This window comes from Corynebacterium sp. KPL1818 (assembly GCF_000478135.1).
In the GTDB taxonomy this organism is placed as follows: domain Bacteria; phylum Actinomycetota; class Actinomycetes; order Mycobacteriales; family Mycobacteriaceae; genus Corynebacterium; species Corynebacterium accolens.
The window spans coordinates 637,513-663,239 of record NZ_KI515758.1 but is presented as its reverse complement, the minus strand read 5'-3'; the positions used below and the strand labels follow the sequence as shown (position 1 = coordinate 663,239).

Below are 25,727 nucleotides of genomic sequence, written 5' to 3'. Positions count from 1 at the left end.
GACGGTTTGTCAACGATGTCGCGACTGACCTGTCAAGCATGTCGCGACTCATGACACCTGCGGAGACGGCGGGATTTGAACCCGCGGAGGAATAAACCTCGCCGGTTTTCAAGACCGGTGCATTCGGCCGCTCTGCCACGTCTCCATCGTGCCGAAAAGGCAACTTGGTTAGCTTACTAAACCGGTCCGCGCGAATCACATTGCCCCACGAGGAAATGGACGTGGCGCACACCACACCTTCTCCATTAGATTGGCGGTATGAGTGCTACACAGATGAAGGCAATCGTCCAGACCGATCCTGATACCCCACGGTCGCTAGAGCTGCAGGACGTAGACGTTCCCGAGCTGCGTTCCGGCGAGGTACTGGTGAAGGTGAAGGCCGCGGGCGTCAACCGCGGCGATATTCTGCAGACGATGGGCGCGTACCCGCCGCCGCCAGGGGCATCGGACATCATCGGCTTGGAGGCCGCCGGCGTGATTGAGGATGCCGGCGATACGGACTGGAAAGCCGGCACCGAGGTGGGCTGCTTGCTTGCAGGCGGCGGCTATGCCGAATACGTCGCGGTACCGCAGGGCCAGCTACTTCCGCTGCCCAAGGGATTTAGCCTGGAAGAAACCGCGGCCGTGGTTGAGGTCGGCTGCACCGTGTGGTCCAACCTGGGCATCGAGGCGGGCCTGCACGAGGGCCAGCGCGTGCTCATCCACGGCGGTGGCGGTGGCATCGGCACCTTTGCCATCCAGGTAGCAAAGGCGCTGGGCGCTGAGGTGGCTGTTACCGCCGGATCGCAGGAAAAGCTGGAGCGCTGCCGAGAGCTTGGCGCGGATATTCTCATCAACTACAAGGAACAGGATTTCGTCGACGAGCTCAAGGGCAGCTGCGATGTCATCCTGGATATCATCGGCGCAAAGTACCTGGAAAAGAACATGAAGTGCCTGGCCAAGGACGGCAAGCTCATCATCATTGGGATGCAGGGCGGCACCAAGGCGGATATCAACTTGGCCCCCATGCTGCCGAAGCGTCTGACCATTCAGGGCACGACGCTGCGCGCGCGTGACTTGGATGATAAGGCGGAGATCGTCGCCGGCACCATCGAAAACGTCTGGCCTATGCTGGAAGATGGCCGCGTCAAGCACGCGCTGCATGGCACGTACCCGCTTGCCGATGCCGCCCAAGCCCACACCGCCCTCGACAGCGGCGAGGTCACCGGCACGCTGGTGCTTACGGTGTAGCTTCCCGGCACGCCTTACTCAAGCGAACCTAGGCGAGCGAGGCAACGACGCGAACGAGATGCTCGATATCGTAGTGGGTATTAAACGGGCCTAATGCCACGGTGACGGCACCGCCGATCTCTTCCACGCCCATTTCCGTAAGCAGCGGCGTTTGCGGGGCCAGGGTGGTGACGAGCCCATTATCAAAGAGGCGCTTGTACACCGTCTCCGCGGGCACGCCCTGGACCGCAAAGGTAAGGCGCGGCAAGCGATTATCGGACGCACCCGCCGCCGCCTCGCCGGTAATACCCAGGATGTGCACGGCGGGAAGCGTGCTCAAAAATGAGTACAGATCCGCGCGCAAGTCCTCGAGGTAGGCGCTCAGGGCGGTCATGGACTTATTAAGCCGCACCCGGCGCGATCCCTTATCCCCGCCGGCCAGGGCCGCGAGGTGGTCCACCAGCGGCCCCACGCCGCCGGCCAAGCCGGAGGAGACGGGAGTTTCTAGCTTGCGGCCGTCTTCCTTGGAATAGATGGGATTTAGGGCATCCAGGCGGCGGAGCATGCGCGTATCGCGGAAGACTAAGGCGGCCATTTGGGGCCCGCCAAGCAGGCCGATGTCGATGCCCACGATATCCGCGCCCAGCTCATCGAAGCGGATGGGGCGGTAGGGCGCGATTGCGGAGACATCGAGAAGCGTCCAGGCACGCGAGCGCCCCCGCACCGTGTCAATGATCTCCTCGGCCGGGGATACCGTGCCCAGAAGCTCATGCGCGGCGGAAAAGGAGACGAGCCTGGTGGAGCCATCGACAAGCTCCGCGAACTGGAACCCCGGCAATTCGCCGGTGCCCAGATCCGGCTGCGCCCAGCGGATATCGGCGCGCACCTCAGAAAAAGCCGAATACAGCGTGGGCGGATCCAGCTTGGACAGCACCACCGAGGAATTGCTGCCCAATAGCGGGCGTGCCGCGCGCGCTAAGGATTGATACAGCACGGGCAAGGATGGGCCAAGGACTACGCGGTCCGCCTTGGAACCGGTGAGATCCGCAATGGCCATGCGCGCTGCCGCGTAGTTGCCATCGCCTGCCAACCGACCCGGCTCTGGCGCGGCCGAGTGGGCGCCGCCTGGGCCCTCTTGCGTCGCTACCGCCGTCGCCATCCGGAAGGACCGGGCAACACCGGAGGTCACGCGCTCCGAAATTTGGGGCACCGCGTGCGCGTTGAGGTACGTCCAGCCATCAGATAGCCCGGTGTACAAACCTCGCGCACTAAAGACGTCATAGTGTGCCGAAGCTGCTGGCATTAGGTCCCCTTCTTCATCGCACTGAACAACTGCCACCACGTGGCGGTCGATTCCCTACTGTATACGCATTTGGCTTCAGTTTCCCAAATCTGAATTTTCCCTGGGCATCGCTGTTTTCGCAGGCTAGCGGCGTGTAGTTCCCCGTTTGCCCAGCACGCGCGCTAGGGTGTTGGGCGTGCAAGATAACAATCAACTGCGCGCTGATATCGCCCGCATGACCTCCCAGCCAGAAGGCGAGGCCGTTCCAGCGTCCCAGTCCATGACCCTCAAGGCTGCTTTCGCGGACCTTACGCGGGGTGCACAGCAGCGTGAGCTGTGGTTCAAGCTGGGCCTGCAAGATATCAAGCAGCGCTACCGCCGCTCTGTCCTTGGCCCGTTCTGGATCACCATCGCCACCGGTGTGATGGCGCTTGCCTTGGGCCTGCTGTATTCCATGCTTTTCCAGATTCCCGTCGCGGAATTCCTGCCCCACGTCACCGTGGGCCTTATTATGTGGACCTTTATCTCGGGCTGCATCAAGGAAGGCGCCACAGTCTTTATTGAAAATGAGGGATTGATTAAGCAGCTTCCCGCCCCGCTTTCGGTGCACGTGTACCGCCTGGTATGGCGCCAAACCCTGTTTTTGGGCCATAACCTCATCATCTGGCTCTTGCTTATTATGATCTTCCCGCGCAACCTGGGCTGGGAATTCTTCCTCTTTATCCCCGGGCTGCTGCTCCTGCTCATTAACGGCGTGTGGGTCACCATGTTTTTCGGCATCATCGCCACGCGCTTCCGCGACGTTGCCCCGCTGCTAGAGGCCCTGACGCAGCTATTGTTCTACGTCACCCCGATTGTCTGGATGACCAATACGCTCAAGGACCAAGGCGGTGCGGTGGCAGACCGCGCCCGCATCGCGGAAATCAACCCGCTGTATCACTACCTGGAAATCGTGCGCGCCCCAATGATTGGGGAACCCGTTGCTGCCTACCACTGGTGGATCGTCATCGGCTGCACAGCCATCGGCCTGTTCATCGCCGGGCTAGTCATGCGCAAGTGGCGCTTCCGCGTGAGCTACTGGGTATAGCCTCCCTTCCTTTACTCCCATCCCCACCATGAGGCTCGTTGAAAGGATAAAAACTAATGGTCTCAATCGATACGTATAACGCGTGCGTGGACTTTCCCATCTTTGATGCCAAGTCCCGCTCCCTAAAAAAGGCCATGCTTTCTACCGCGGGCGGTGCCATTGGGAAAAATGCCCACAACACCGTGGTGGTTGAGGCGCTGCGGGATATTAACCTGCACCTGCGCGAAGGCGATCGCGTCGGGCTCGTTGGCCACAATGGCGCCGGCAAGTCCACGCTGCTGCGCCTGCTCTCCGGCATCTACGAGCCCACGCGCGGTACTGCCGATGTCCGCGGGCGCGTCGCCCCCGTCTTTGACTTGGGCGTGGGCATGGACCCAGAGGTATCCGGCTACGACAACATCATCATCCGCGGGCTGTTTTTGGGCCAGTCCATCAAGCAGATGAAGAAAAAGATGGATGAGATCGCGGAGTTCTCCGAGCTGGGCGATTACTTGTCGATGCCCCTGCGCACCTACTCCACCGGTATGCGCGTGCGCCTGGCACTTGGCGTGGTGACCTCCATCGAGCCGGAAATCCTGCTGCTGGATGAGGGCATCGGTGCCGTCGACGCCGCCTTTATGGCCAAGGCCCGCGTGCGCCTGCAAGAGCTGGTTAAGCGCTCCGGCATCTTGGTCTTTGCCTCTCACTCCAATGACTTTTTGGCGCAGCTGTGCAATACCGCGCTGTGGATCGATCACGGCGAAATCCGCTCCGTGGGCGAGGTATCTGAAGTTGTGGGCCAGTACGAGGGCCCAGAAGTAGGCGAATATGTCCGCGATCTGCGCCAGCGCTTTGAGGGCGAAGAGGCAGCCGGGTAGAAGCTAGCGCAGCATCCCTAGCAGCTGCTGGCTCAGCCCGGAGACCTCCACGTGCAGGTCATCCGGGCGTTTATAATTGGGGGCCGCCACGCGCGCCGTCACGTGCCGCTGCGAACTATTCTGCGGCCCCGCCTTCTCTTCTCCTTCAGAAACCACCTGGTAGCCCAGCTTCTGGCTCACCCGCGCCGAGGCCTCATTGTGCGCCACCCAGCTCGTGCTCATCGCCTGCGCGCCTAGGTAATCAAGGCCAAAGGCCACCACCGCGTGCCGGGTGAGCGTGCCCACGCCTTGGCCTTGGAACCGGTGAAAGACCCAGGAACCGGTCGCGATTTCTCGCGTCGTAGCGAAGTCCTCCGCCCGCGCATCGATGGTGCCCCGGATTTCTCCTGAGTGCGCATCACGCACGATGAAGTCCAAGGACCATTTCTCTGGGCGCAGCTGCGCCCGATTGGTCCACCGGAACTGGGCCGCCGCTGCAGGGGCATTCATCCCGGGATTAAAGAGCCACGGAAAGGCGTAATTCGGAATGTTTGCGCCGTAGATATCCTCTGCCGCCACACCGGCAATTGCCGCAATATCCTCATCGCGCATCACGCGCAGTTCCACGCCAGGGTGGGTTGTATCGCCCGCGCGAATCGTCAGCCCGAACGGTGGCCACATGCTTTCCATAGAAAGTCAGCTTAGCCCACGCGGAGTGTTTATCCGCGGCAGATCCATTCCCCGGTGGCAAGATGGAACGCATGACTGCCACCCTTGATTCCACCGGTACCACCGCTGCCGTCATTGTCACTCACCAGCGCGCGGACTTGCTGCGCGCCTCGCTCGAAAAGGTAGTCAACCAAACCCACCCCGTCGAGTGGGTCATCGTGGTGGATAATGGCGCCGAAGATGCGGTCCGTGACGCGGTGGAATCCCTGGCAGGTGATCGAGCGGTCTATGTGCCGTCCAAGACCAACCTGGGCGGTGCGGGCGGTTTCGCCCTCGGTTTTCTTACCGCGCTATCGCTCGGTGCCGACGCCGTGTGGTGCGCCGATGATGATGGCCGCCCCGCCGATTACGGCGTATTAGAAGAGCTCTACCGCGTGGCAGGAAATAATAACCTGCACGAAGTCTCACCTGCCGTGTGCAATATCGACGATCCCGGCCGCCTGGCCTTCCCGTTGCGCCAAGGGTTGGTGTGGCGCCGCCGCATGGAGGAACTCGAGGGAGACTTCCTGCCCGGCATCGCCTCTCTGTTTAACGGCGCCCTGATTTCCGCCGCGGCGATGCAAACCATCGGCGTGCCGGATTATCGCCTCTTCATCCGCGGCGATGAGGTGGAATACCACCGCCGCTTGGTCAACTCCGGGCTGTCCTTCGGCACCGCCTTGACCACCAGCTACCTGCACCCAGATGGCTCGGATGAATTCAAGCCCATCCTGGGCGGCAAGATGCATACCCAGTACCCAGAAGGCGAGTTAAAGCGCTATTTCACCTACCGCAACCGCGGCTACCTGCTGTGGCAGCGCGGCATGCGCAAGCTTTTGCCTCAGGAATTTGCCCGCTTTGGATGGTTCTTCTTGGTCCAACGCCACGATCCGGCAGGCTTCCTGGAGTGGCTTAAGCTGCACAACCGCGGGCGCCGCGAGGATTTCCGCCGCCCCCGGTAACCGCTCCTAAGGCGCGCCGCGGGCCTATTTTTCCTTAAAGATAAAGACCCGCTGGATGGCAAAGTTGGTCACCGTCGCCACGCCCTGGGCAATGACAAAGGCTATGGTGTCTTTCACCGCGCCCTCAAAGCCTAAGGAAATCAGCGGCTCATTGAGCACCCAGTACAAGAAGTTCTGCACGGCAAAGGTGGATACGTATAACACGCCCACCGTCGCGGCCGTGCGGCCGGACACCTTCGTTCCAAAGGTCCAGCGCGCATTGGCCAGGTAGGCAGCGATGGTGCCAAAGACCCAACCAATCGCCTTCGCCCCAGAGCGGTGCAGACCTAGATGGGTCAATAACAGCGTCAACCCATAGTCAATGACGGCGGCAAAGACGCCTACCGCAATAAATCGCACCAGCTGCTGCTTCAAAGAGCTGGAGGGGCGCTTTACTTCTGCAGCATCTTCAAGTGGATTAGTCACAGGCAGTTAGCTTACCCGCGCAGCAGCGCGCGGTACATGTCTAGGCGGTACACCGGCGCTGCGGCGTCCTTGCCGTAGGCACCAATCTGGGATAGCTGGTGCAAGGAGGCATCGCACAGCGCGCGAATCTCCGCGCCCTTTAAAGTGTTGCCATCATCGTTGACCCAGCCCAAGGCATCCATGGTGGTTTCCACCACGGAATCGGTGAGCTCATCACCGCCCATGCAGGATAGCGCCAAGGCCATGGACCAAAAGGCATCCTTTCCCTCGTTGGTAACCTCGCGCGGCAGGCTAGCCAGTGCCTCAGCAGTGGCCGCGGGCAGGTCGCTTCCGCGGTTTAAGTCCATGGCCTGTAAGAGCGGAACAAAGTCATAAAGCTTGGTGCGCTCGATGAGCGCCCTTACCTGGGGTTTAACCTGTGCCAGGACTTCATCGGTTACCTTTTCACCGGTTAATTCCCGGTTCACCGCGGTAAGTTCAAAGGGCGCGAAGAGGCTGCCCGAGCCGCCCACGCACAGCGCGCTGGGGGTGCCGTTATCACGGGGATAGATTTCCGCGACCACCAGCTCAAAGTCCCAGAGCCCCCACACAAAATCGATCTGGTCTCCCTCACGCCAGAGGAATTCGGAAGCTTGACGCTCTGGATCAAGGCGCGGACCGCGGGCATCGGTGTGTTCATAAAAATGCCACGGGGACTTTTCATCCGGCAGCCCAAAGCAGATATGCAGTACTTTCTGCAGCTCGTGCAGGGTAAGTGCATCGCTAAAGCCGATTTGGCGGTGCACCTCCTCATCCGCGCGGATATTGGAGGCTTGGCAAATAACGGTGAGCGGTTCCCGCTTTAATGACAGCAGCGGGTCAGCACGGCGAGCCCGTGCCTGTCCAATATCGGTGACCCCTGCATTCATGGGCCCCACCATACGCAAATTTTAAGAAGCCAGTTTTTCTATATCGCGCGCTTCTAGCTCGCTGATAATAAACGTCGCGGCCGCTCCGATTGCTCCCAACAGCGTCCACGGGCGCTTAACGCCGCGCTTGCGCAGGAAAGACACCACCTTGCGGGACACGGCTACATCGGCCCACAAAGCAAGGCCCACCAAGATGAGCACCGCGGCCAAAATGGCCCAGAGCTTTAGGCCCTTATCCGCAAATTCCTGCGGGGAGCGCGGTTCATCGCCGTCCTCTTCGGCCTGGGCGTTGGTATAGGCCACCAATGCGCCAAAACCAATCGTGGACAAAACGTAAGCGGTGATAAGGCCTTTTTTGGATTTGATCCAATCTGGGTAGGAGGTGACGATGCCCTGTGCGGCCGCTTGGGTGATTCGGCCTGCCAAGGTGTCATCGAGGGCATAATTATCGCGGGATTTTTCTGCTACTTCGTGGTTGTTTGTCATAGCGACCACTCTAAGCGGCGGTAAGCTATTGCGCATGTACTCGGAAAAGACAGAGCATATGACGCCGGCCCAGCAAGCCGCTCAAGATGAGCGTGCCGAGGACGATAAGCGCAACGGGCATTTTGAAGCAACAGAGCACACCAATCTGCCGCTTAGCCCCTTTATGACGCGCCTGATGGCAGAGGAAATGCCGATTTTGGATTCCACTTCGCGGCGCCGCGTGTACGAGATTTTGGGCGCCTACGAAGGGCCCACCATTGAGTCCCAAGCAGGCCTGCCGGAAGAAATCCGCGAGATCATGGATCTCTGAAACACACCATTCGGGGCCGCCTGTGTGCCCCACGATGTTTTAAATATCACGAACGTCACTCCAGCCACCGCACTATGAGCTAGGTAGGCTGGTACATCGATACAATCCGTCGAGCAAAGAGTAAGAGATGGAACTACATACCACCGAAAAGTCCCTGCACGGCTGGGGCCGCACCGCCCCCACGACCGCCCATGTGCTGTCCACGGAAGACGTGGACGTCATCAAGAACGCAGTGGCACAGGTTGCGGAAGATAACTCGGACAAGCCCGCCCACCTGCGCCGCGGCGTCATCGCCCGCGGCATGGGACGCTCCTATGGTGACCCCGCCCAAAATGGCGGCGGCCTGGTCATCGACATGCAAAAGCTGAACAAGATCCACTCCATTGACCCGGAGACCGCGCTTGTCGATGTCGATGGTGGCGTCACCCTCGACCAGCTCATGAAGGCCGCGCTGCCCTATGGCCTGTGGGTTCCGGTCCTGCCGGGCACCCGCCAGGTCACCATCGGCGGCGCCATCGGCCCCGATATCCACGGCAAGAACCACCACTCCGCCGGTTCCTTTGGCAACCACGTAGTTTCCATCGAGCTGCTGGTTGCTGATGGCCGCGTACTCCACCTCACCCCAGAGGGCAGCGACGATGACCCCAGCGGTGAGCTCTTCTGGGCCACCATCGGCGGCATGGGCCTTACCGGCATCATCCTGCGCGCTACCATCCGCATGACCAAGACGGAGACCGCCTACTTCATCGCGGATACGGATCGCACCGATAACCTGGAAGAAACCATTGCCTTCCACTCGGATGGTTCGGAGCACAACTACACCTATTCCTCCGCCTGGTTCGATGTCATCTCCCCAGAGCCGAAGCTAGGCCGCTCCACCATTTCCCGCGGCTCGCTGGCCACCTTGGCGCAGCTCGAGGAATTGGCCCCCAAGCTGGCGAAGGATCCGCTGAAGTTCAACGCGCCGCAGCTGATGACCGTGCCGGATATCTTCCCGTCTTGGACGCTGAATAAGCTCAGCCTGTCCGCTGTGGGCTTGGCCTACTACACCATGGGCGCGCCGGCGAAGAACCAGGTCAAGAACTTGACGCAGTTCTACCAGCCGCTCGATCTCATTGGTGAGTGGAACCGCGGCTACGGTTCCAAGGGCTTTTTGCAGTACCAGTTCGTCGTTCCCACGGAGGCCGTGGAGCCGTTCAAGGAGATCATCCGCGATATCCAGCGCTCCGGCCACTACTCCGCGCTGAACGTATTCAAGCTCTTCGGCGAAGGAAACCGCGCGCCGCTGTCGTACCCGATGCCGGGCTGGAACGTCTGCGTGGACTTCCCCATCCGCCCGGGCTTGGGCGAGCTTCTCGATGACCTGGATCGCCGCGTCATGGAATTTGGCGGCCGCCTGTACTTGGCAAAGGAATCGCGCACCTCCGCCGAGAACTTCCACCAGATGTACCCGGGCCTAGAAGGCTGGCTCAAGACCCGCAATGACATTGACCCCACCGGGGTCTTTGCCTCCGATATGTCCCGCCGCCTCGAGCTGCACTAATCACTGGACTCATCACCACCCCTCATGAAGGAGATTTTTTAAACCATGCTTAATGCAGTAGGCCAAGCCCAGCACATCCTGCTTTTGGGCGGTACCTCTGAAATCGGCCTCGGCGTCGTTGCCGAATTCCTTGAGCGCGGCCCCGCCAAGGTCACCCTGGCTGCCCGCGCCCAGTCCCCGCGCATCGAAAAGGCGCAGGCTGACCTGGAGGCCCGCGGCGCGGATGTAGAGATCGTAGACTTTGATGCCACCGACTTTGAATCGCACCCGGCGGTCATCGATAAGGCCTGGGAGCGCGGCGATGTCGATATCGCCATCGTGGCCTTTGGCACCCTGGGGGATCAGGAAGAGCTGTGGCAAAACCACGACAAGGCCGTAGCTTCCGCCCAGACCAACTACACCGCGCCCGTCTCCGTCGGCGTGCTGTTGGCCGAAAAGTTCAAGCACCAGGGCCACGGCACCATCGTGGCGATGTCCTCGGTGGCCGGCATGCGCGTGCGCCGCTCCAACTTTGTCTACGGTGCCTCCAAGGCCGGCGTGGATGGCTTCTACATCAACTTGGATGAAGCGCTGCGCGGTACCGGCGCCAACGTGCTCGTCGTCCGCCCGGGTCAGGTTCGCACCAAGATGTCGGCCGAGGCCGGCGATGCCCCGCTGACCGTCAACGTCTCTGACGTGGCCAAGGCCACCGTGCAGGCAGTACTGGATGGCAAGCAATCCATCTACGTCCACCCGCTGTTCAAGTACGTCTCGTTGGCATTCAAGTTCATCCCGCAGCCTATCTTCCGCAAGCTGCCGTTCTAACCGCGGTTCCGGCGTGCCTCGCAGCGCGCAGGGTACGCAGGGCCCCTAAAAGGCCCGCGGCCCTGCGCACTTTGCTAGTTAATAAGCCAGCTCACACCGCGCCTTATCCCAGAAGTGGGATTAAGGTATGCGAAACTAAAGGGCATGACAAGCCCAGCTACGCCTTCCCAAAAAGCTCCAGCGAGCGAGAAGAATCGCACCACCGCGTATCACGCAGATGCACTCCCCCACCGCTCTACCCTGCTGGGTATCCTTTTCGCCGCCCTCGGTGGCGGCATCGTCACCCTCCTTGGTTGGTATGCCTTCAAGGCGGTATCCCTGCCGTCCTTTAATACCTCCATGGTCACCCGCGCGCTATCTACCGTCGGCGTCGTCATCACCTTGGTTCTAGCCGGTGGATTTAGCGCGTGGTGGATTTATGACCACTACAAGGAGACTTTCTCCAGGCCGCGGTGGCGCACGTGGGTGACGTACGCGGTGACCTACCTATCGCCGGCCCTTCTCACCCTCGCGTCTATCGGCCTGCCGCTTTCTGCTTCGCGCTTGTGGCTCGATGGCGTGCAGGTGGACCAAGCATTCCGCACCCAGTTTCTTACCCGCTCGGTGGATCAAATGGGCTATGCGGACATGAACTACCTGGACATGCCCACCTTCTACCCGCTGGGCTGGTTCTGGCTGGGAGGGCGCCTCGGCTCGTTGCTCGGCGTCCCAGGCTGGGAGGTCTACCAGCCCTGGTCGCTGATTTCCATTGCGGTAGCAGGCTGCATCCTCGTTCCCATCTGGCAGCACCTCACTAAGTCCCTGCCCGTGGGAACCGCCATCGCGCTGACCACCACCGCCGTCACGCTCACCATCGCGGCGGAAGAGCCGTACTCTGCCGTTATCGCCATGGGTATTCCTGCCATTGCGGTCTTGAGCACTAGGGCTTTCCAGGGATCACGCTTGTCCATCCTTGCGGTGGCGCTGTACCTGGGTATTTCCGCCACGTTCTACACGCTATTTACTGGCGCGGCCGCGCTTACCGTCGTGAGCCTCATTGCGGTATTTACCGCATTCTATGAGCGCACGTGGCGCCCCATTATCCGGCTTATCATCATCGCGGTTATCTCTATCGCCATCGCGCTGATTGCATGGGCCCCCTATCTCTGGAGCGTGCTGCACTCCTCTGCCCCGCTGCAAACCACCGCGCAGCACTACCTGCCGGAAGAAGGCACACAGCTTCCGGTGCCCTTCTTGTCCTTGAGCATCGTCGGATTCCTCTGCTTGGTCGGCCTGGTCTACATCGTCATGCGCCTGCAGAACGCGGAGATGCGCGCGCTCGGCCTTGCCCTCATCGGCATCTACGGGTGGATCATCTTATCCATGGTGGTGACCCTGGCCGGCACCACGCTGCTGAGCTTCCGCCTCGAGGTCATCGTGGTGCTGCTCTTTGCCACCGCCGGCATCCTCGCCCTAGGGGAGGTGCGCACCGTTGGCATCCACCGCCTGTACCCCGCCAGCTTCTCCAGCGCGGGTAATAAGCGCCTGACCGCCGTCTTCGGCGTCATTTTAACGCTGGCGGGTGTGTTCTACGCCCAGCAGATCCCAGAGGAAAATGAGGATGCCATCGACTACGCCTACCGCGATACCGATGGCTACGGTGAGCGTGGGGACCGCTTTACCAGCGATTCCTCCCACCACTACCTCGATATCCACAACTTCATCCAGGACCAGGGCTATACCGCCAATGAAACCGTGGTCCTCACGGATGAAAAGACGTTCATGGCCTACTACCCGTACTGGGGCTTTAACGCTTTTACCAGCCACTATGCCAATCCGCTGGGCGAGTTTACGACCCGCAATGACCAGATTGAAACCTGGGCTAATGATTCCTGGGAGCAAAGCCCCGAGGAATTCAAGGAGTCGCTGGATTCCACCCCATGGCGCGGGCCAGATGTCATGATTTTCCGCGGCGATCTAGACAATAAAGACGACGGTTACAAGCTGCACTTGGCCGAGGATATTTATCCCAACCAGCCCAATATTCGCTTCCGCGCGGTCTTTTTCAACGCCGAGGTTTTTGACAAGGGCTGGGAGCTCAAACAAACCGGTCCTTTCGTAACAGCGGTACGAACCCAGTAAGTTCACCCACACTTCGCCCGTGTTATCGGGCGTGGACCCAAGAAGTACGGCTTATCTGACGTACACTAATCGCCGTGTCAGATAGCCTAACTGTGAATTCGAATAAAGCGAGATCTTCCGGCTTGAGCTTTTCCACCGCCCCAAAGGGGCTGCGGTGGACGGCGATCATTGCCGGATTGATTGGCTTCTTGTGTTTTGTAGCCACCCCGCTGCTGCCGGTGGATCAGACCCAGTCGTCTTATGATTGGCCGCAGCATGATTCGGTGCAATCCATCAACGCACCGCTTATCTCCGTGGCTCCCGAGTCGCTAGAGGCCACCATCCCCATGTCCGCGGTCAATGAGCTGCGCGATGGCCAGAACATGGTCTATGGCACCGTGCCGCCGGAGTCAAAGAAGGCCTCGAACCGCGGGCTCTTCGTCCGCGCCAACGATGACGGCTTATCCGTCGTCTCGCTCGATGAGGTGCTGCTTACCCTCAACGCCAAGGAGGTAGCGCAGCTTGACGATGCCGCCAAGCTCAAGATCTCCGCCACCGGCGACGGCACCACCGTCAGCGTGGGCAAGCATAAAAAGACCACCGACGACGATCTGCGCCCACAGGTAACCGGCGTCTATACCGAATTGGACGATAAGGCCGACGTGCAGCGTTTGGTTGATGATGGCCTCAATGTCCACGTCGATATCAACTCGCGGTTTACCTCTTCGCCGTCGCCGGTTAAGACCATCGCCATGTGGCTGGGCGGCGCCATGGTCATTGTGTCCCTCTACTGCCTCTGGCGCATCGACCGGCTTGATGGCCGCCGCTTGAAGTTCATGCCGGAATCGTGGAAGAAGGTGCGCCCGCTTGATGGCGTGGTCGCCGCCATCTTGGGATTCTGGTACATCTTTGGCGCCAATACTTCAGACGATGGCTTCATCTTCTCCATGAGCCGCGTCTTCGATAACGCCACCTACATGGCCAACTATTACCGCTGGTACGGCGTGCCCGAGGCGCCTTTCGGTGCGCCGTATTACGACCTCGTCGCGCTGCTGTCCCAAATCTCCACCGCGTCCGTGTTCGTGCGCCTGCCGGGCTTGATTGCAGGTCTTATCACCTGGTTTATCCTCTCGCGCGAAATGCTGCCGCGGTTTGGGGAGGTCATCGACAAGCGCCGCGTTAGCCACTGGACGGCCGCGCTGATGTTCCTAGCCTTCTGGCTGCCGTATAACAATGGCATTCGCCCGGAGCCGATCGTGGCCTTCGGCGTCATGCTGACCTGGGCGTCGTTTGAGCGATCCATCGCCACGCGCCGCCTCTTGCCCGCCGCGGTGGGTACCATCGCCGCTACCCTGACGCTGGCCGCTGGACCAACCGGCCTATTTGCAGTCGGCGTCTTCCTCGTGAGCGTGCCCCACCTTTTCCGCGCAATGAGCGAGCGCGTTCCCGCCATGGGCGGCGGCTCCACCGGATGGCTTGCCCTCATCGCACCATTCTTGGCGTCTGGCACCGCCATCATGGTCGCAGCATTCGGGGATCAAACCTTGGCCAATGTCATGGAATCCACCCGCGTCCGCTCTGAGGTCGGCCCGTCGCTGCCGTGGTATTCGGAATACGCCCGCTACTCCACGCTCTTCCAAGAATCCGTGGACGGCTCGCTGACCCGCCGTTTCGCCGTATTTACCATGCTGTTTTGCCTGGCACTTATTGCGGCGGCGGTCATTAAGGATCGCCGGATCAGCGGCATCGCCGTTGGCCCTACCCAGCGCCTGCTCATCATCGTGGCGCTGTCCATGTTCTTCCTCATGTTCACTCCAACCAAGTGGACGCATCACTTTGGCATCTATGCCGGAGTAGCCGGTGTCATTGCCGCGCTCGCCGCCGTGGTCCTCTCCCGGTTTGCGCTGCACTCGCCGCGCGCCCGCACCTTCAGCATCGCGGCGGTCATCTTCTTGCTCGCGCTAACGTTCGCGGGCTGGAACGCATGGTGGTATGTCTCCTCCTTCGGCATCCCGTGGTGGGACCGCACGGTGCAGTTCAAGGGTGTTGAGGCCAATAAGATCCTGCTGGCCATCTCTTTAGTCGTCCTCGCGGTTGGCGTGGTGCAATCCCTGCGCCACGATCACCGCAAGCTGCAGGCGCAAGAAGACGGCACTGTGGAACAGTTCAAGGACGACGCCGCGGCCAAGGTATCGCGCTCGGCCGGCATCATGTCCGCGCCCATCGCGCTAGCCTGCGCCATTGTGGTGGCTTTTTCCATGGCCTCTTTTGCCAAGTCCACCATCGCCCAGGCGGATTCCTACTCCGTGGGCAAGGGCAACCTCGCGTCCCTGCGCGGCGATACCTGCTCGCTGGCCAACGAGACCTTGGTGGAGACCAATACCAATGACTCCTTCCTCACTCCGGTCAGCGGTAGCTTGGGCGATTCGCTCATCAATGAGGACGAGACCCATGCTGGCTTCGGCCCGAATAATATCCCTGAGTCGATCGAGCCAGAAGACCAGAATTCGGCTTCCGTTGGTGCCATCGGCGGCAGCTCGGGAGACTCCGATTCTGCCTCGCAGGACGCGACCTCGGGCTCGGATACCGAATTGGGCGGCGATGACTCCGATTCTTCTGGTTCCTCTGATTCGCAGGAGACCAAGCGCAAAAAGGATGAGCACGCCCGAGAGACCACTAATACCTCTGAGGGTGGCGTGCGCGGCACCGAAGGCGTCAATGGCTCCACCATGCACTTGCCCTTCAACTTGGACTACACCACCGTGCCGGTCTTGGGCTCGTACTCAGAGGACCAAGAGGCCACCTCGCAGGTAACCACCCAGTGGTATAACCTGCCGGAGGCAACCGAGAAGACCCCAGTGCTCGCGGTTTCTGCGGCCGGCAATATCTACCACCATGACGTCAACGGCGTGGAACAAGACGGCATGGAGCTCACCTTGGAGTACGGCACCATCGATGAGGATGGCAACGTCAGCAATAAGGGCGAAGAGGAGATGTCCGCCGTCGGTGCAACCCCCAAGTGGCGCAACCTGCGCATCCCGATGGATAAGCTGCCTGACGATGCCAACGTGGTTCGCCTCGTGGCCAAGGATGACTCCACCGACGAGGATGACTGGATTGCCTTTACCCCACCGCGCGTGCCGGAGTTGGACACCATCAATAACCAATTCCCCAAGGAAACCCCAGCCTTGCTGGACTGGGCGGTGGCCCTGCAGTTCCCCTGCCAGCGCACCTTTGACCACTACGCCGGCGTGACCGAGATTCCGGAGTACCGCATCCTGCCGGATGCCTCGGCGCAGACCTCGCTCACGGAGTTCCAATCCTTCGCCGGTGGTGGCGCCATGTCCACCGCGGAAGCGGTGAACTACTCCTACGAAATCCCGAGCTACCTCAACAACGATTGGGCGCGCGACTGGGGTGCCATTGAAAAGTACGAATTGCGTACCGATTCGCAGGGCAATACCCCGGCCGACGCGGAGATTGATTACGAGGACGTTACCCGTTCTGGACTGTGGAAGGAATCCGAGATGAAGATTCGCCCCGAGGACGAGCAGTAGGCCCACTGTCCCCGTTGCTGCGGCCCGGTCCGGACTGAGAGCCGGACCGGGACCGGGATCGGGACTGGGGCCGCAGCCGACGTACCAGCCAGTCGCCGGCGAAGAAGAGGGGCAGCGATGCTCCAAATAGCGGCGCAATGATCGAGTAGATCACAACCCCTGCCACCACGGCGGGGGTTATTTTTAGCTCGGGGAGGCGGCGGCGCGGCTTATTCCACCACATCCACAGCCCGGCGATGCTGATGACGAGAAGGCCCAACGCCAGCGCGGCCAAGGCCACCTGGCTGTAGATGCCGAAGAGGGTGCCCATGTGCAATTGGATAAGCCAGGAGGTAAGCCGGGCGGCCAGCGGCCAATCCGCCGAATTGATGCGGTCGATGACACGGCCATCTGCGGTTACCGCGACGGCATCGCTACGCAGCTTGTATGCCGCGCGCCCCTCGCGCACCGTCCAGGCATCGCCGACCTGCTCCGGCGGGGTCATCCGCAGCACCCCGGTAAGCCCCTCACTGCGAGCGGTGGACAAGGCCGTCTGCGCGCCCTCGAGCACGTCGTTGTCCGTGACCTCACCACTGCTATGCCCAGCGTGGCCCTCGTGACCTGCGTGGCCCTCGTGGCCAGCATGCGCGCCGGAACCCTCGCCTGCCCCTGTGCCGGCACCGGCTTCTGCCACAGAAGTTGCCACGGACGGTTCCTTCCAGTTGAGCTCCTCGCGCACCTTGCCAATATTGCTGCCGGCAACCATCGACCAGGTCAAGCCGGTGATGGTGAGGAATAGGAAACCGGGCAGCAACCAGCTGCCCAAGCGGGCGTGTATCCGCAGCGCCTTATTGTTTTTCTTCTGGGTTTTCTTCCTGCGCTTGAGCCACAGATAGACACCGGCGATCGTCAGCGCGCCGAGCCAGGACGCAGCGAGCTCCGCATAGATGCGGCCGGGCTCGCCCAGCCACAGGGTGCGGTGGCCGTTGGATAGCCACGTGCGCAGTGGCAGCGCCCGCGAGCCGCCGTATTGTTGTTCTTCGCCGGTAATGCGCAGGTCTACTGGATCAACGAATACCGCATGGGTGTAGCTAGGGCTCTTAGCATCTGGATCCGTGAACAGCACGCGGGTGGTCTCTTCTGGATCTTCAGACGCCTCCACCGCGGCCACCGCAGCGCCGGGGTGTTGGCGCTGCGCCGCGGCGATCTGATCGTCCAAGCTGCGTGGGCTGCCCTGCGCGGTGGCGGTGATTTCATCGTGGTACACCCACTGCTCAAGGGTGGGCGCGAGCGCGTAGAAGAAGCCGCTGAGCGCGGCAACAATGAGGAACGGCGCGACGATCACGCCGGCAAACTTATGCAGGCGCGATAGCGCACCATGAGTTGTAGTCTTCATGGCTCACTAGTCGCAGCCTTATTGGCATAAGTTCCCGATTATCGCTGAAATAATGGAGCCTTAATCTATTGCGCCAGCTCACCGCGCAAAAATTCGGCTGCATCCTGCACCCGTTGGCGCGCCACGGCCGGGGTGGACACGCGGTGGGTGGAGACGTAATCGCGCTCGTGCGCCTGCGGGATGTGGACGCGATCGGCTACCTCGTCCTCGGTCGCGGTCTGCACGAAGGTCTCAGGGAATTGTTTGGGCAGTTCATAGCCCACGCGGTAGTCCTCCGGCAGGTTGGCCAGGGCGCCTAAGTCGGGGAAGGTGAGCAAGAGGGCATCGGCAGGCGCGAGTGCTGCCAACGCGCCGCCGGAAGAATATCCCCACGTGGTGACGTGGGAAGCGCCCTGCTCGCGGGCGTAATCAATGGCGCGGTTGACCGCCGCGACCATGTCTTTGACCGTATGCTCCGGTGCGAGCGGATAATCCACGTCAATGATCGTGGTGCCGGAAAGCTGCGCGGCGGCAGCGACCTCGGGGCGCCACTGCATTTCCAGCGCCTTACCATCGCCGCGCCACCAGCCGCCGGAGTGCAGCGATACCGCCCACCGGCCGGTGGGCTCAGAGGGACGAAAAATGGCGCCGACCTCGGCGGATTCTACGGTAATGCCGTCCGTAAACGCCGTGCCGGGCAGCGCATGATTAACTCCGGTGCCCAGAACCATCATGGCGGCGTGGGTGATGCGGTCTGGCAGCAGTGCGCAATACTGGTCCGCCTCCGGCGAGCCACCGCCGGCCCAAGGCGGGCGGAAATCCGGCGTCTCATAATGGGCGTCGATATAAGAAACCAGCTGCTCTAGCTGTTCTTCCTCGCTCATCTGGCGGTCTTGCCCGCCGATGCGCCATTCTTGGCCGGGCTCTAGCGGCCGGTGCGGATCTTTATCGTGTGCATCAGTCATATCCCCGAGCCTACGCGTGCTCAGGGCGCGCACAAGGCGGGCTCGGGGAGAACTAATTTACCAGATGGTGACTCGGTCCTCAGGGGCCAGGTACATCGGGGAGTCTTTGTCTACGTCGAAGGCCTCGTAGAACTCGGCGATATTCGCGGCGATGAGGTTGCAGCGGAACTCCGCGGGCGAGTGCGGGTCAATGGCCAGGTACTGGGTCGCCATCTCCGGGCGGATGGCCGTGCGCCAGACGCGGGCCCAAGACAAGAAGAAGCGCTGCAGGCCGTTGTAGGTGTGCTCGGCCAATTCCGGCTCGGCGCCATCGACTACAAACTCTTCTGCTTGGCCCAGCAGGTCAATGCCCTTATCGGCGCAGTAATTCTTGTAGGCCACCACGGAAATTCCCAATCCGCCCAGGTCACCAATGTTTTCACCCAAGGTGAACTTGCCGTTGACGCCGGCGGATTCGGTACCGGCATCCTTTAGCACCGTGGGGACCTGGCCATCGAATTGCTCCACCAGCTTTGCCGTAAGCGCCTCAAAGTCCGCGCGGTCTTCATCAGACCACCAGGAGTTCAGGTTGCCCTGGCCATCGAATTGCGAGCCCTGGTCATCAAAGCCGTGGCCAATTTCGTGCCCAATGACAGAGCCAATGGCGCCGAAGTTCTCAGCGGCATCCGCATCCGGGTTATAGAACGGCGGGCGCAGGATGGCGGCCGGGAAGGTGATGTCATTGACCACCGGGTTATAGAAGGCATTGACGGTCTGCGGGGTGGTGACCCACTCATCGCGGTTGGCGGGCTTGCCAATCTTTGTCAGCTCATAGTCGTGGGAAAAGGCGGACCCGGCGCGGGCATTCGCAATCAGATCCGCGCCCTGGTCAGAAATCTCCAGCCCGGAGTAGTCGCGCCAGGTATCGGGGAAACCAATCTTGGCCTTGAACTGCGAAAGCTTTTCTAGGGCGCGCTCGCGGGTCTGCGGGGTCATCCACTCCAGCTGGGAAATGCGCTCGCGGTAGGCGGCGATGAGGTAGTCCACCAGCTCATCCATTTCGCGCTTGGAGGATTCTGGGAAGTGCGCGTCCACGAACTCCTTGCCAATTTCCTCTCCTACCAGGCTCTCGGCCAAGCCCACCGCGCGCTTCCAGCGGTCGCGCTGCTGGGTGGCGCCAGAAAGACGGGTGCCGTAGAACTCGAAGTTCTTGGCGCCCACTTCCTCCGGCAAGAGGGCGGCGCGGGAGCGCAGGATGTGCCAGGTGGCCCACAGCTGCCAATCGGCCATGCGGTCAGCGGTAAAGAGCTTTTCCAAGTGCTCCAGGTAGGACGGCATCATATTGACCACGCGGTGCTCCGGCAGCTTCCCGCCGGCCAGCAAGGCTTGGGTGATGGAGGGCAGCTCAGAAAACTCGCACGGGTTATTGGTCTTTACCGCATCGCGGGTAGAAACCACGTCCCAGTGGCCCGCCGCCAGCTCTTTTTCCAGGCCCACGATGCGCTCGGCTGCAACCTCGGTGCCGAGGCCAAATAGGCGGGTGGGCTCGATAAAGCCCAGCATCTCGGCCACGTGCTTTTCGTAGGCGGCCAGGGTTTCCGCGTGCGCTTCTTCGCGGTAGTAGGCTTCATCCGGCAGGCCCAACCCGGATTGCACGATATAGGCCACGGCTTCTTCCGAGCCGGAGTCCTTTTCTACCCAGAACGTCGCCGGCGCCCCCACGCCCTCGCGCTCGAGCTCGCCCAAGCGGTGCGCCAATTCCGTGGGGTCGGCGGCGCTCAGGCGGTCAAGGTCCGCATCCAGCGGGGCCATGCCAGCATTGTTGACTCCCTCAGTATCCATGAAGGATGCATAGAGCTTGCCGGGGCGACCATCGTTATCTTTGACGATGTCATGAACCAGTTCTTCTGCTTCATCGCGCAGCGCGTGGAAGGTGCCATCCACACCGCGATCATCTGGGACAACGTGATTTTCTACCCAAGGTCCATTGACCAATTGATAAAGATCTTTCATGGTTGCCACTGTAGGCCAAACCTTCCAGTTAAGGTATGGACTATGGAAAAATTCCGGTTTCCACCAGCCCGGCCGCGCAGCCTATTTATCGCCGTCATCGCCTTCGTGACGGTGGTCCTTGCCTTGCCCGCTATCGTCCACGCGGTGCTACCGACGCACCACGCCGATGTGGAGCAGGTAACCCTGTCTGATCCCAGCCACGACTGGGATATTACTGTCTCCGATCTGTACTGCGAGCGCGATTATGCCTCGCTGGCCAGCGTTGGCTGGACCTGCGGTGACGTCACCGTGCAGGCGGTCATCGTGGAAGATACCGACGACGATGAGCACACCCTGCGCCGCATGGTCCGGGCCTATGGCATGGCCCCAGGCCTTCCCGAGGGCGAGGTCTACGAAGGTAAAGATGGCGCCCTCGCGCTTGCCGATGCCCCCTCCTCCACCGCCGCCATCTCCATCAACGGCACCGGCGCGGACGAGAATAAGGACTGGGTGGTCACCGTCACCGGGGATTCCGCAGCAACGCGCACGACCACTCAACGCCTCTGGAGAGCCTTTGGGCAAGAGGAACTACCAGAAGAAGTCACCGCTGATATCGAGGAGTTTTCTGGAAAGGCCTTGGTGTAAAAATGTCTAAGCTCTTTCGCACCGCGCTGTGGATTTTCTCCGGCCTGGGGTTTATCGGATTTATCTCCCAGTCAGTCATTACGCTGTTTATCTCGCCGCTGATGGGCATTATCAGCTTCCTCATCGCGGCGATCCTAGTCGCGGTAGTCATAGCGCTATTGCGCCTGAGCCCGATGTGGGCGCGCCCGGCGCGCGTATGGGCACCGCTTGCCTTTTTATGGGGCTCCGGCATGGCCATTAGCTTGGCATCTATAAGCTCCCCGGCGGTCATGCAGCTCGCCATCAATTCAGGCTGGGTCGATTCCTTCATGTCCTGGAGCGGCGCCTATCCCGAAGAGATTTCCAAGGCCGCAGGCGTTTTATTCGTCCTTATGTCCTTCCGCCAACTCAACCGTCCCTGGCACGGGTGGATGGTCGGCGCCGTCGTGGGCCTTGGCTTTGAGGCCAACGAAAACATCCTCTACGGCTCCATGGGCGCTACCACCCACCCGGATAGCGATTTCGCCGGGCTCATACAGATGTGGGGCCTGCGCCTTATCGCCGGCCCTGGCCTGCACGTCTTGCTCACGGCGCTGGCCGGTTGGGGCATCGGCTGGGCCCTCTACGCGGCGGCCAAGCCGCTCTGGTGGCGCATCGGCGTGGCACTCGGCTGCCTCGCGGTATCCTTCCTCCTGCACTTTGGCTGGAATTACCTGCACGATTCCGATATCGCGGCCGTCATCCAAGCCCTCTCCGTGGCAATCATCTTGTACCCGCTGAGCGTCTGGCTCATCCTGCGCGGCAATAAATACGCACACAACGATGACAGCTACAGCCACAGCACCGCAGAGGAGGCGCTAGCCTTCACCCGCTAACCCCAAGCCGTGCTTGTTTCTCCCAAAATGTCCAAAACAACCGCATTCCGCCAAAATTTCCCTCGATTTTTGGACAAACGCGGTTGCTTTGGACGCCTTAGCCTTCCGAAGCTCTCCCGGGCGCATAAATATGTGGTTTATGGCACATGTTAGTAGTGACATTCGCTACACTCGCTTCAAGGCGCTTTTGCCACCTATCCTCCACTTAAAGGACTGAAGACCTTCATGAATGCCCCAACTTACGAGTCCCGCACGGATAACAGCACGGAAAGTACAGAGGGGGCAGCTCCCGAAAACTCCGCAGAGGAAGCCAACCGGCAAAAGGCAGTGGGCTCCACCCTGTCTTGGGTCATCGCGCTTTTTGGCACCGGTGTTGGTGCCGGCATCCTCTTTTTGCCGCTCAACGCAGGTGCCTTCGGATTTTGGCCGCTCGTCTTCGCCACCGTCTTCATCTTCCCGTTGGTGTATTTTTCCCACCGGACCTACGCCCGCATAGTTAGCGGCGCGCCACCAGAACAGCACGGCAAGGACGTCCTGGAGCTGGTGCGTTACTACCTGGGCCGCAATAGCGGCCTATTCATCGCAGTATTGTACTGTCTGGCCATCGTGCCGACGGTGCTCATTTACGGCATCAGCATCACCAACGTGGTCGATAGCTTCATCGTCAACCAGCTCGGCGGGCCGAGTATCAATCGGTGGATATTGTCCATTGCCTGCGTAGGCGTCATGACGGGCCTTTTTGCCATCGGCCGCCGCCCCATGCTGTGGCTGGCCCAAATGCTGGTCTACCCGCTCATCATCGCCCTGGCGGCAACCTCCATTTACTTGATCCCCAAGTGGGATTTCGAAAGCTTCCTTAACGTTGAATACGAAGGCGGTATCTGGGGAATCCTTAAAGGTATTCTGCTCATCCTGCCGGTTCTGGTCTTTTCCTTTTCCCACATGGCCGCGCTATCGCAGTTCTCCGTAGACGTGCAGCCGGCCTACGGCAAGAAGACGGAGAAATTCGTCTCCCGCGTGGAGCTCTATACCGCCGCAATGCTCGTGGTATTTACCATGTTCTTCGTCTGGTCCTGCGTCCTCGCGCTCGGCGCGGACGGATTGAAGGAGGCAGCCGATCAAAACATCCCGGTGCTGTCTTATTTCGCCAACGTCACGGGCACGCCGTTCATTGGTTATATGGCACCGCTTATTACCATGTGCGCGATCATCTCTTCCTACTTCGGGCACATGCTTGGTTCCGAGGAAGGCACCGAGTACCTCCTGCGCATTGCCGTTCCCCGCATGGCCAATAAGCTCTCGCGCCGCGCGCTGCTCAACACCATTTATGTCATCGTATTCGTGGCAACGACCCTCGTGTCCGTATTCAATCCTTCTATCATGGACATGATTTCCGTGGTCGGCGGCATCTTCGTGGCATTCTTGGTCTATCTGCTGCCGGTCTACATGTTTAAAAAGATCGATGATTATTCCCAATTCAAAAACGACATCTGGAATTACTTCGTCTTTGGCATGGGCCTTGTCATCATGGCCGTAACCGTCTGGAACCTGATCTAAAGGCCAGCCCTCGGCGCTTATTGGCAGACCCGCACCTGGCTTACCTGCGCCAGGGCTTGATTAGCGTTCGCGCACGCTTGGCGCTCAAGGTCGGCGGCGGTGCGGGTGGCATCGCGAAGCGCCTGCTGCGCAGGTTCTGGCAGGTTGAGGTCGTTTTCGATGCGCGCGCCGATGGCCTCACTGGACCCGCCGACCGGCGCATTGCCGATGCCGCGCGTGACATCCGCGGTATGGGTCTGCGCATCGCCATACGTATTAGCGGCTACGGTAAATCCATGCCCAGTAGATACGGAGGCGTGGATGGTGCGGTCATCGGACCAACCGAATTTGGTGCCCCATACTCCGGGAATGTGGTCTGTGCCGAAATCCTGGCGGTACCCATCCGCGGCCACGGGAGCCGCGGTGGCCATTCCCGCGAAAATGGGCGCAGCGATGGGGTCGTGCTGGATCTCCGCGGTAAACCGCGCGATATCTTCGGTCGAGGTCTGCGTGGTTCCCCAGTAGCCGGTATAGTGGGTCTCGCTCAGCCCGAATTCCTGGATGATGCTGGGAATGGCCTGCGGGTAGCGGCGGTCCAGATCGCTGGCCACGTTATCGTCGCTATAGCGGATCATATGTTCTACCTGGGCTTTATCGGCAACAGAACCGTACTTGAGCACCCAATACCCCAGGTAGATCTTGCTCAAGGATAGCGCCGGGCGGGACTCATGACTATTGGCGGTAGAGACGGTGGCGCCGGAATCGTGCCTGACGGTGATCTGCGTGCGAGCGGGCACGGAGTGGGGATCGAGGCTGACCGCCTGGGCAGCGGGGATGGTCACGAAGGAAAGTGCGGTAACGAGAGAACTTATTGCCAGCTTTTTCATAACGCATTTAGCGTAGCCCTGGATGTACATCGCCGCAGGCTATAAATGCAAAAAGTTTCCCTATTGTACTATCTATTGCAGCAATACTTCTAGGTCCCGCGCATCCATGCCGTGCTTATGCATGGCGACGCGCCCGTGGGAGTGCTCGATGCCCCACCCATAGCGCTCTTGTTGTATCCGCCAAGCGTTTAGTTCGTACTGCGCGGCAATAAATACGCAAGCAACGATGACAGCTATAACCACAACACAGCGGAGGAGGCGCTATTTTGTCCGCCATTCTTACGTTCCCCAGACTATCGCTTTAGGCCGTCGTAGCCGCAGCAATATAGTTCTGCAGTGCATCGCCCAATTTCTCTAATTGCGCGCTAGCAAAATGGCCCGGATTCCACACCAAATACAGCGGTACCCCCTGAAGGCTTTCGTCGCCCGCAGTAATTTTTAGCGGTACCAAGTTAGCCTCGGCAATTGCAGTACAAATCGCAAGGGCCTTCTCCGCTTTAGCTAACGCCAATAAGGTGGCGGTGTCATCGCATTCAATCATCTCTCCGAGCGGGGCGCTTGCGGTACCAAGGAAGGCATCAAACAGAGTGCGGGACACGCTGCGGTGGCTAGGAAGCGCCAATCTGTGTTGGGATAGCTGCGCAATATCCACGTTGTCCCGCCCGGCCAACGCACAGTTGGGCGGCACCCAGGCGCGAATGGGGGCTTGCCCCAACGCATGAAAGCAGAGGTCATCTCGTGGGGGCAATGGAGACACCACGGCATCGGCATTGCCTTCCAAAGCATTAAATGCTGCATAGTGTTCTATCGGCTGTGTGGTGACCACTGGAATACCTTCTTGAGCGGTAGCAATCAGAGGCGCCACGATGGTGGAAATCGTAGTTTGTGTTGCAGCAATAATTAGCCGTTCTACGACACCTTGCCGCAGGACTTCTGCGGCACGTTCGGTACTTCGGTTTTCAGCATAAAGGCGACGGCACGAGGGAAGAAGTGACCGAGCCGTATCGTTCAACCGCAATGAGGTAGCAGGAGAACCAGTTGCACCCGCGCCCCGCTCCAACAGCTCGAGACCGACCTCTTTTTCAAAGCGGCGCAATTGCCGGCTCAATGCCGGTTGGGTAATGCCGAGCTTAGAAGCCGCTGCGGTGACTGTGGGCGAATCCGCCAGGGTAAGGAAATATTTGACGCGTTGTATATCCACATACCTATTTTAAGCATTGATTATGCGCAATGGTAATAAAATAGCAGCGGTTTAGGC

General features: G+C 60.3%; 23 protein-coding genes and 1 tRNA gene. 12 read left to right on the top strand and 12 right to left on the bottom strand.

Annotated elements, in window-relative coordinates; all coding sequences use genetic code 11:
* Positions 1 to 60 precede the first annotated feature (60 nt).
* A tRNA-Ser gene (locus HMPREF1261_RS03035) sits at positions 61 to 145 on the bottom strand.
* Positions 146 to 273: 128 nt separating this feature from the next.
* On the opposite strand from HMPREF1261_RS03035, the gene HMPREF1261_RS03030 reads away from it, so the two are divergent.
* Complete coding sequence (locus tag HMPREF1261_RS03030; RefSeq protein WP_023029925.1) at positions 274 to 1,230, top strand: NAD(P)H-quinone oxidoreductase; 957 nt, start codon at positions 274 to 276, stop codon at positions 1,228 to 1,230.
* A gap of 28 nt (positions 1,231 to 1,258) precedes the next feature.
* On the opposite strand, the gene HMPREF1261_RS03025 is transcribed toward HMPREF1261_RS03030, so the two are convergent.
* Positions 1,259 to 2,512, bottom strand: a complete 1,254-nt coding sequence (locus HMPREF1261_RS03025) for an aminotransferase class V-fold PLP-dependent enzyme (protein ID WP_005276322.1) — start codon at positions 2,510 to 2,512, stop codon at positions 1,259 to 1,261.
* Positions 2,513 to 2,726: 214 nt separating this feature from the next.
* Here HMPREF1261_RS03025 and HMPREF1261_RS03020 point away from each other — a divergent pair, with 214 nt between their 5' ends.
* Both HMPREF1261_RS03020 and HMPREF1261_RS03015 read left to right on the top strand, forming a co-directional pair.
* Positions 2,727 to 3,578: an ABC transporter permease gene (locus tag HMPREF1261_RS03020; protein ID WP_042404151.1), complete on the top strand. Its 852-nt coding sequence runs from the start codon at positions 2,727 to 2,729 to the stop codon at positions 3,576 to 3,578.
* A 56-nt stretch (positions 3,579 to 3,634) separates the two neighbouring features.
* Positions 3,635 to 4,435, top strand: coding sequence for an ABC transporter ATP-binding protein (locus HMPREF1261_RS03015; RefSeq protein WP_005276318.1), 801 nt, complete (start codon positions 3,635 to 3,637; stop codon positions 4,433 to 4,435).
* A 3-nt stretch (positions 4,436 to 4,438) separates the two neighbouring features.
* On the opposite strand, the gene HMPREF1261_RS03010 is transcribed toward HMPREF1261_RS03015, so the two are convergent.
* Complete coding sequence (locus HMPREF1261_RS03010) at positions 4,439 to 5,104, bottom strand: GNAT family N-acetyltransferase (protein ID WP_034657863.1); 666 nt, start codon at positions 5,102 to 5,104, stop codon at positions 4,439 to 4,441.
* A gap of 62 nt (positions 5,105 to 5,166) precedes the next feature.
* Here HMPREF1261_RS03010 and HMPREF1261_RS03005 point away from each other — a divergent pair, with 62 nt between their 5' ends.
* Complete coding sequence (locus HMPREF1261_RS03005) at positions 5,167 to 6,084, top strand: glycosyltransferase (protein ID WP_198012706.1); 918 nt, start codon at positions 5,167 to 5,169, stop codon at positions 6,082 to 6,084.
* Between the two features lie 24 nt (positions 6,085 to 6,108).
* On the opposite strand, the gene HMPREF1261_RS03000 is transcribed toward HMPREF1261_RS03005, so the two are convergent.
* Genes HMPREF1261_RS03000 through HMPREF1261_RS02990 form a run of 3 tightly spaced genes read right to left on the bottom strand, consistent with a single transcriptional unit; the run spans position 6,109 to position 7,943 of the window.
* The gene (locus HMPREF1261_RS03000) at positions 6,109 to 6,549 is read right to left on the bottom strand and encodes a GtrA family protein (RefSeq protein WP_005280656.1); all 441 of its coding nucleotides are present in this window, start codon (positions 6,547 to 6,549) and stop codon (positions 6,109 to 6,111) included.
* A gap of 11 nt (positions 6,550 to 6,560) precedes the next feature.
* Positions 6,561 to 7,469 (bottom strand): hypothetical protein, encoded by a 909-nt coding sequence (locus tag HMPREF1261_RS02995; protein WP_084538501.1) that lies wholly within the window; start codon positions 7,467 to 7,469, stop codon positions 6,561 to 6,563.
* Between the two features lie 9 nt (positions 7,470 to 7,478).
* Entirely contained in the window at positions 7,479 to 7,943 is a 465-nt protein-coding gene (locus tag HMPREF1261_RS02990; protein WP_023028110.1) for a hypothetical protein, read from the bottom strand.
* 34 nt (positions 7,944 to 7,977) lie between these two features.
* Between HMPREF1261_RS02990 and HMPREF1261_RS02985 the strand changes: the two genes are divergently transcribed.
* The 5 genes from HMPREF1261_RS02985 (at position 7,978) to HMPREF1261_RS02965 (ending at position 16,257) form a co-directional block, all read left to right on the top strand.
* Complete coding sequence (locus HMPREF1261_RS02985; RefSeq protein WP_005280647.1) at positions 7,978 to 8,253, top strand: hypothetical protein; 276 nt, start codon at positions 7,978 to 7,980, stop codon at positions 8,251 to 8,253.
* A gap of 127 nt (positions 8,254 to 8,380) precedes the next feature.
* Positions 8,381 to 9,796: an FAD-binding oxidoreductase gene (locus tag HMPREF1261_RS02980; RefSeq protein WP_023029921.1), complete on the top strand. Its 1,416-nt coding sequence runs from the start codon at positions 8,381 to 8,383 to the stop codon at positions 9,794 to 9,796.
* 45 nt (positions 9,797 to 9,841) lie between these two features.
* Positions 9,842 to 10,600, top strand: a complete 759-nt coding sequence (locus HMPREF1261_RS02975; protein WP_023028107.1) for a decaprenylphospho-beta-D-erythro-pentofuranosid-2-ulose 2-reductase — start codon at positions 9,842 to 9,844, stop codon at positions 10,598 to 10,600.
* 144 nt (positions 10,601 to 10,744) lie between these two features.
* Positions 10,745 to 12,721 carry a galactan 5-O-arabinofuranosyltransferase gene (locus HMPREF1261_RS02970; protein ID WP_023016512.1) on the top strand — a complete coding sequence of 659 codons (1,977 nt, stop codon included), beginning with the start codon at positions 10,745 to 10,747 and terminating at the stop codon, positions 12,719 to 12,721.
* 74 nt (positions 12,722 to 12,795) lie between these two features.
* Positions 12,796 to 16,257: an arabinosyltransferase domain-containing protein gene (locus HMPREF1261_RS02965; protein WP_232207977.1), complete on the top strand. Its 3,462-nt coding sequence runs from the start codon at positions 12,796 to 12,798 to the stop codon at positions 16,255 to 16,257.
* Here HMPREF1261_RS02965 and HMPREF1261_RS02960 read toward each other — a convergent pair.
* The 3 genes from HMPREF1261_RS02960 to HMPREF1261_RS02950 form a co-directional block, all read right to left on the bottom strand.
* On the bottom strand, positions 16,196 to 17,632 hold the full coding sequence (locus HMPREF1261_RS02960) for a PepSY domain-containing protein (RefSeq protein ID WP_023029919.1): 1,437 nt from the start codon (positions 17,630 to 17,632) through the stop codon (positions 16,196 to 16,198). The two genes, HMPREF1261_RS02965 and HMPREF1261_RS02960, sit on opposite strands and share 62 nt — an antisense overlap.
* Before the next feature lie 65 nt (positions 17,633 to 17,697).
* Positions 17,698 to 18,576, bottom strand: coding sequence for an alpha/beta hydrolase (locus HMPREF1261_RS02955; RefSeq protein ID WP_034657860.1), 879 nt, complete (start codon positions 18,574 to 18,576; stop codon positions 17,698 to 17,700).
* Between the two features lie 57 nt (positions 18,577 to 18,633).
* The gene (locus tag HMPREF1261_RS02950) at positions 18,634 to 20,568 is read right to left on the bottom strand and encodes a M13 family metallopeptidase (protein ID WP_023029917.1); all 1,935 of its coding nucleotides are present in this window, start codon (positions 20,566 to 20,568) and stop codon (positions 18,634 to 18,636) included.
* Positions 20,569 to 20,610: 42 nt separating this feature from the next.
* Between HMPREF1261_RS02950 and HMPREF1261_RS02945 the strand changes: the two genes are divergently transcribed.
* The 3 genes from HMPREF1261_RS02945 to HMPREF1261_RS02935 all read left to right on the top strand — a co-directional run bounded on the left by HMPREF1261_RS02945 (position 20,611) and on the right by HMPREF1261_RS02935 (position 23,603).
* Positions 20,611 to 21,192 (top strand): hypothetical protein, encoded by a 582-nt coding sequence (locus tag HMPREF1261_RS02945; protein WP_023029916.1) that lies wholly within the window; start codon positions 20,611 to 20,613, stop codon positions 21,190 to 21,192.
* Positions 21,193 to 21,194: 2 nt separating this feature from the next.
* Positions 21,195 to 22,046 carry a PrsW family intramembrane metalloprotease gene (locus HMPREF1261_RS02940; protein WP_023029915.1) on the top strand — a complete coding sequence of 284 codons (852 nt, stop codon included), beginning with the start codon at positions 21,195 to 21,197 and terminating at the stop codon, positions 22,044 to 22,046.
* A gap of 225 nt (positions 22,047 to 22,271) precedes the next feature.
* Positions 22,272 to 23,603, top strand: a complete 1,332-nt coding sequence (locus HMPREF1261_RS02935) for a hypothetical protein (protein WP_023016505.1) — start codon at positions 22,272 to 22,274, stop codon at positions 23,601 to 23,603.
* A 17-nt stretch (positions 23,604 to 23,620) separates the two neighbouring features.
* Here HMPREF1261_RS02935 and HMPREF1261_RS12145 read toward each other — a convergent pair whose 3' ends face one another.
* The 3 genes from HMPREF1261_RS12145 to HMPREF1261_RS12340 form a co-directional block, all read right to left on the bottom strand.
* Complete coding sequence (locus HMPREF1261_RS12145; protein ID WP_232207976.1) at positions 23,621 to 24,469, bottom strand: hypothetical protein; 849 nt, start codon at positions 24,467 to 24,469, stop codon at positions 23,621 to 23,623.
* A gap of 72 nt (positions 24,470 to 24,541) precedes the next feature.
* Positions 24,542 to 24,712, bottom strand: coding sequence for a hypothetical protein (locus HMPREF1261_RS12955; protein WP_005276281.1), 171 nt, complete (start codon positions 24,710 to 24,712; stop codon positions 24,542 to 24,544).
* Between the two features lie 58 nt (positions 24,713 to 24,770).
* Positions 24,771 to 25,670, bottom strand: coding sequence for a LysR family transcriptional regulator (locus HMPREF1261_RS12340; protein WP_023029913.1), 900 nt, complete (start codon positions 25,668 to 25,670; stop codon positions 24,771 to 24,773).
* Positions 25,671 to 25,727 lie beyond the last annotated feature (57 nt).

Excerpts from the sequence above, each read along its gene's own strand:
- HMPREF1261_RS02935 (WP_023016505.1), top strand. The coding sequence starts at position 22,272 with ATGAATGCCCCAACTTACGAGTCCCGCACGGATAACAGCACGGAAAGT.
- HMPREF1261_RS02950 (WP_023029917.1), bottom strand. The coding sequence starts at position 20,568 with ATGAAAGATCTTTATCAATTGGTCAATGGACCTTGGGTAGAAAATCAC.
- HMPREF1261_RS02940 (WP_023029915.1), top strand. The coding sequence starts at position 21,195 with ATGTCTAAGCTCTTTCGCACCGCGCTGTGGATTTTCTCCGGCCTGGGG.
- HMPREF1261_RS02955 (WP_034657860.1), bottom strand. The coding sequence starts at position 18,576 with ATGACTGATGCACACGATAAAGATCCGCACCGGCCGCTAGAGCCCGGC.
- HMPREF1261_RS03015 (WP_005276318.1), top strand. The coding sequence starts at position 3,635 with ATGGTCTCAATCGATACGTATAACGCGTGCGTGGACTTTCCCATCTTT.
- HMPREF1261_RS03010 (WP_034657863.1), bottom strand. The coding sequence starts at position 5,104 with ATGGAAAGCATGTGGCCACCGTTCGGGCTGACGATTCGCGCGGGCGAT.
- HMPREF1261_RS03005 (WP_198012706.1), top strand. The coding sequence starts at position 5,167 with ATGGAACGCATGACTGCCACCCTTGATTCCACCGGTACCACCGCTGCC.
- HMPREF1261_RS02975 (WP_023028107.1), top strand. The coding sequence starts at position 9,842 with ATGCTTAATGCAGTAGGCCAAGCCCAGCACATCCTGCTTTTGGGCGGT.
- HMPREF1261_RS03025 (WP_005276322.1), bottom strand. The coding sequence starts at position 2,512 with ATGCCAGCAGCTTCGGCACACTATGACGTCTTTAGTGCGCGAGGTTTG.
- HMPREF1261_RS03020 (WP_042404151.1), top strand. The coding sequence starts at position 2,727 with ATGACCTCCCAGCCAGAAGGCGAGGCCGTTCCAGCGTCCCAGTCCATG.
- HMPREF1261_RS02995 (WP_084538501.1), bottom strand. The coding sequence starts at position 7,469 with ATGGTGGGGCCCATGAATGCAGGGGTCACCGATATTGGACAGGCACGG.
- HMPREF1261_RS02985 (WP_005280647.1), top strand. The coding sequence starts at position 7,978 with ATGTACTCGGAAAAGACAGAGCATATGACGCCGGCCCAGCAAGCCGCT.
- HMPREF1261_RS02970 (WP_023016512.1), top strand. The coding sequence starts at position 10,745 with ATGACAAGCCCAGCTACGCCTTCCCAAAAAGCTCCAGCGAGCGAGAAG.
- HMPREF1261_RS03030 (WP_023029925.1), top strand. The coding sequence starts at position 274 with ATGAAGGCAATCGTCCAGACCGATCCTGATACCCCACGGTCGCTAGAG.
- HMPREF1261_RS02945 (WP_023029916.1), top strand. The coding sequence starts at position 20,611 with ATGGAAAAATTCCGGTTTCCACCAGCCCGGCCGCGCAGCCTATTTATC.
- HMPREF1261_RS12145 (WP_232207976.1), bottom strand. The coding sequence starts at position 24,469 with ATGAAAAAGCTGGCAATAAGTTCTCTCGTTACCGCACTTTCCTTCGTG.
- HMPREF1261_RS02960 (WP_023029919.1), bottom strand. The coding sequence starts at position 17,632 with ATGAAGACTACAACTCATGGTGCGCTATCGCGCCTGCATAAGTTTGCC.
- HMPREF1261_RS02980 (WP_023029921.1), top strand. The coding sequence starts at position 8,381 with ATGGAACTACATACCACCGAAAAGTCCCTGCACGGCTGGGGCCGCACC.
- HMPREF1261_RS02990 (WP_023028110.1), bottom strand. The coding sequence starts at position 7,943 with ATGACAAACAACCACGAAGTAGCAGAAAAATCCCGCGATAATTATGCC.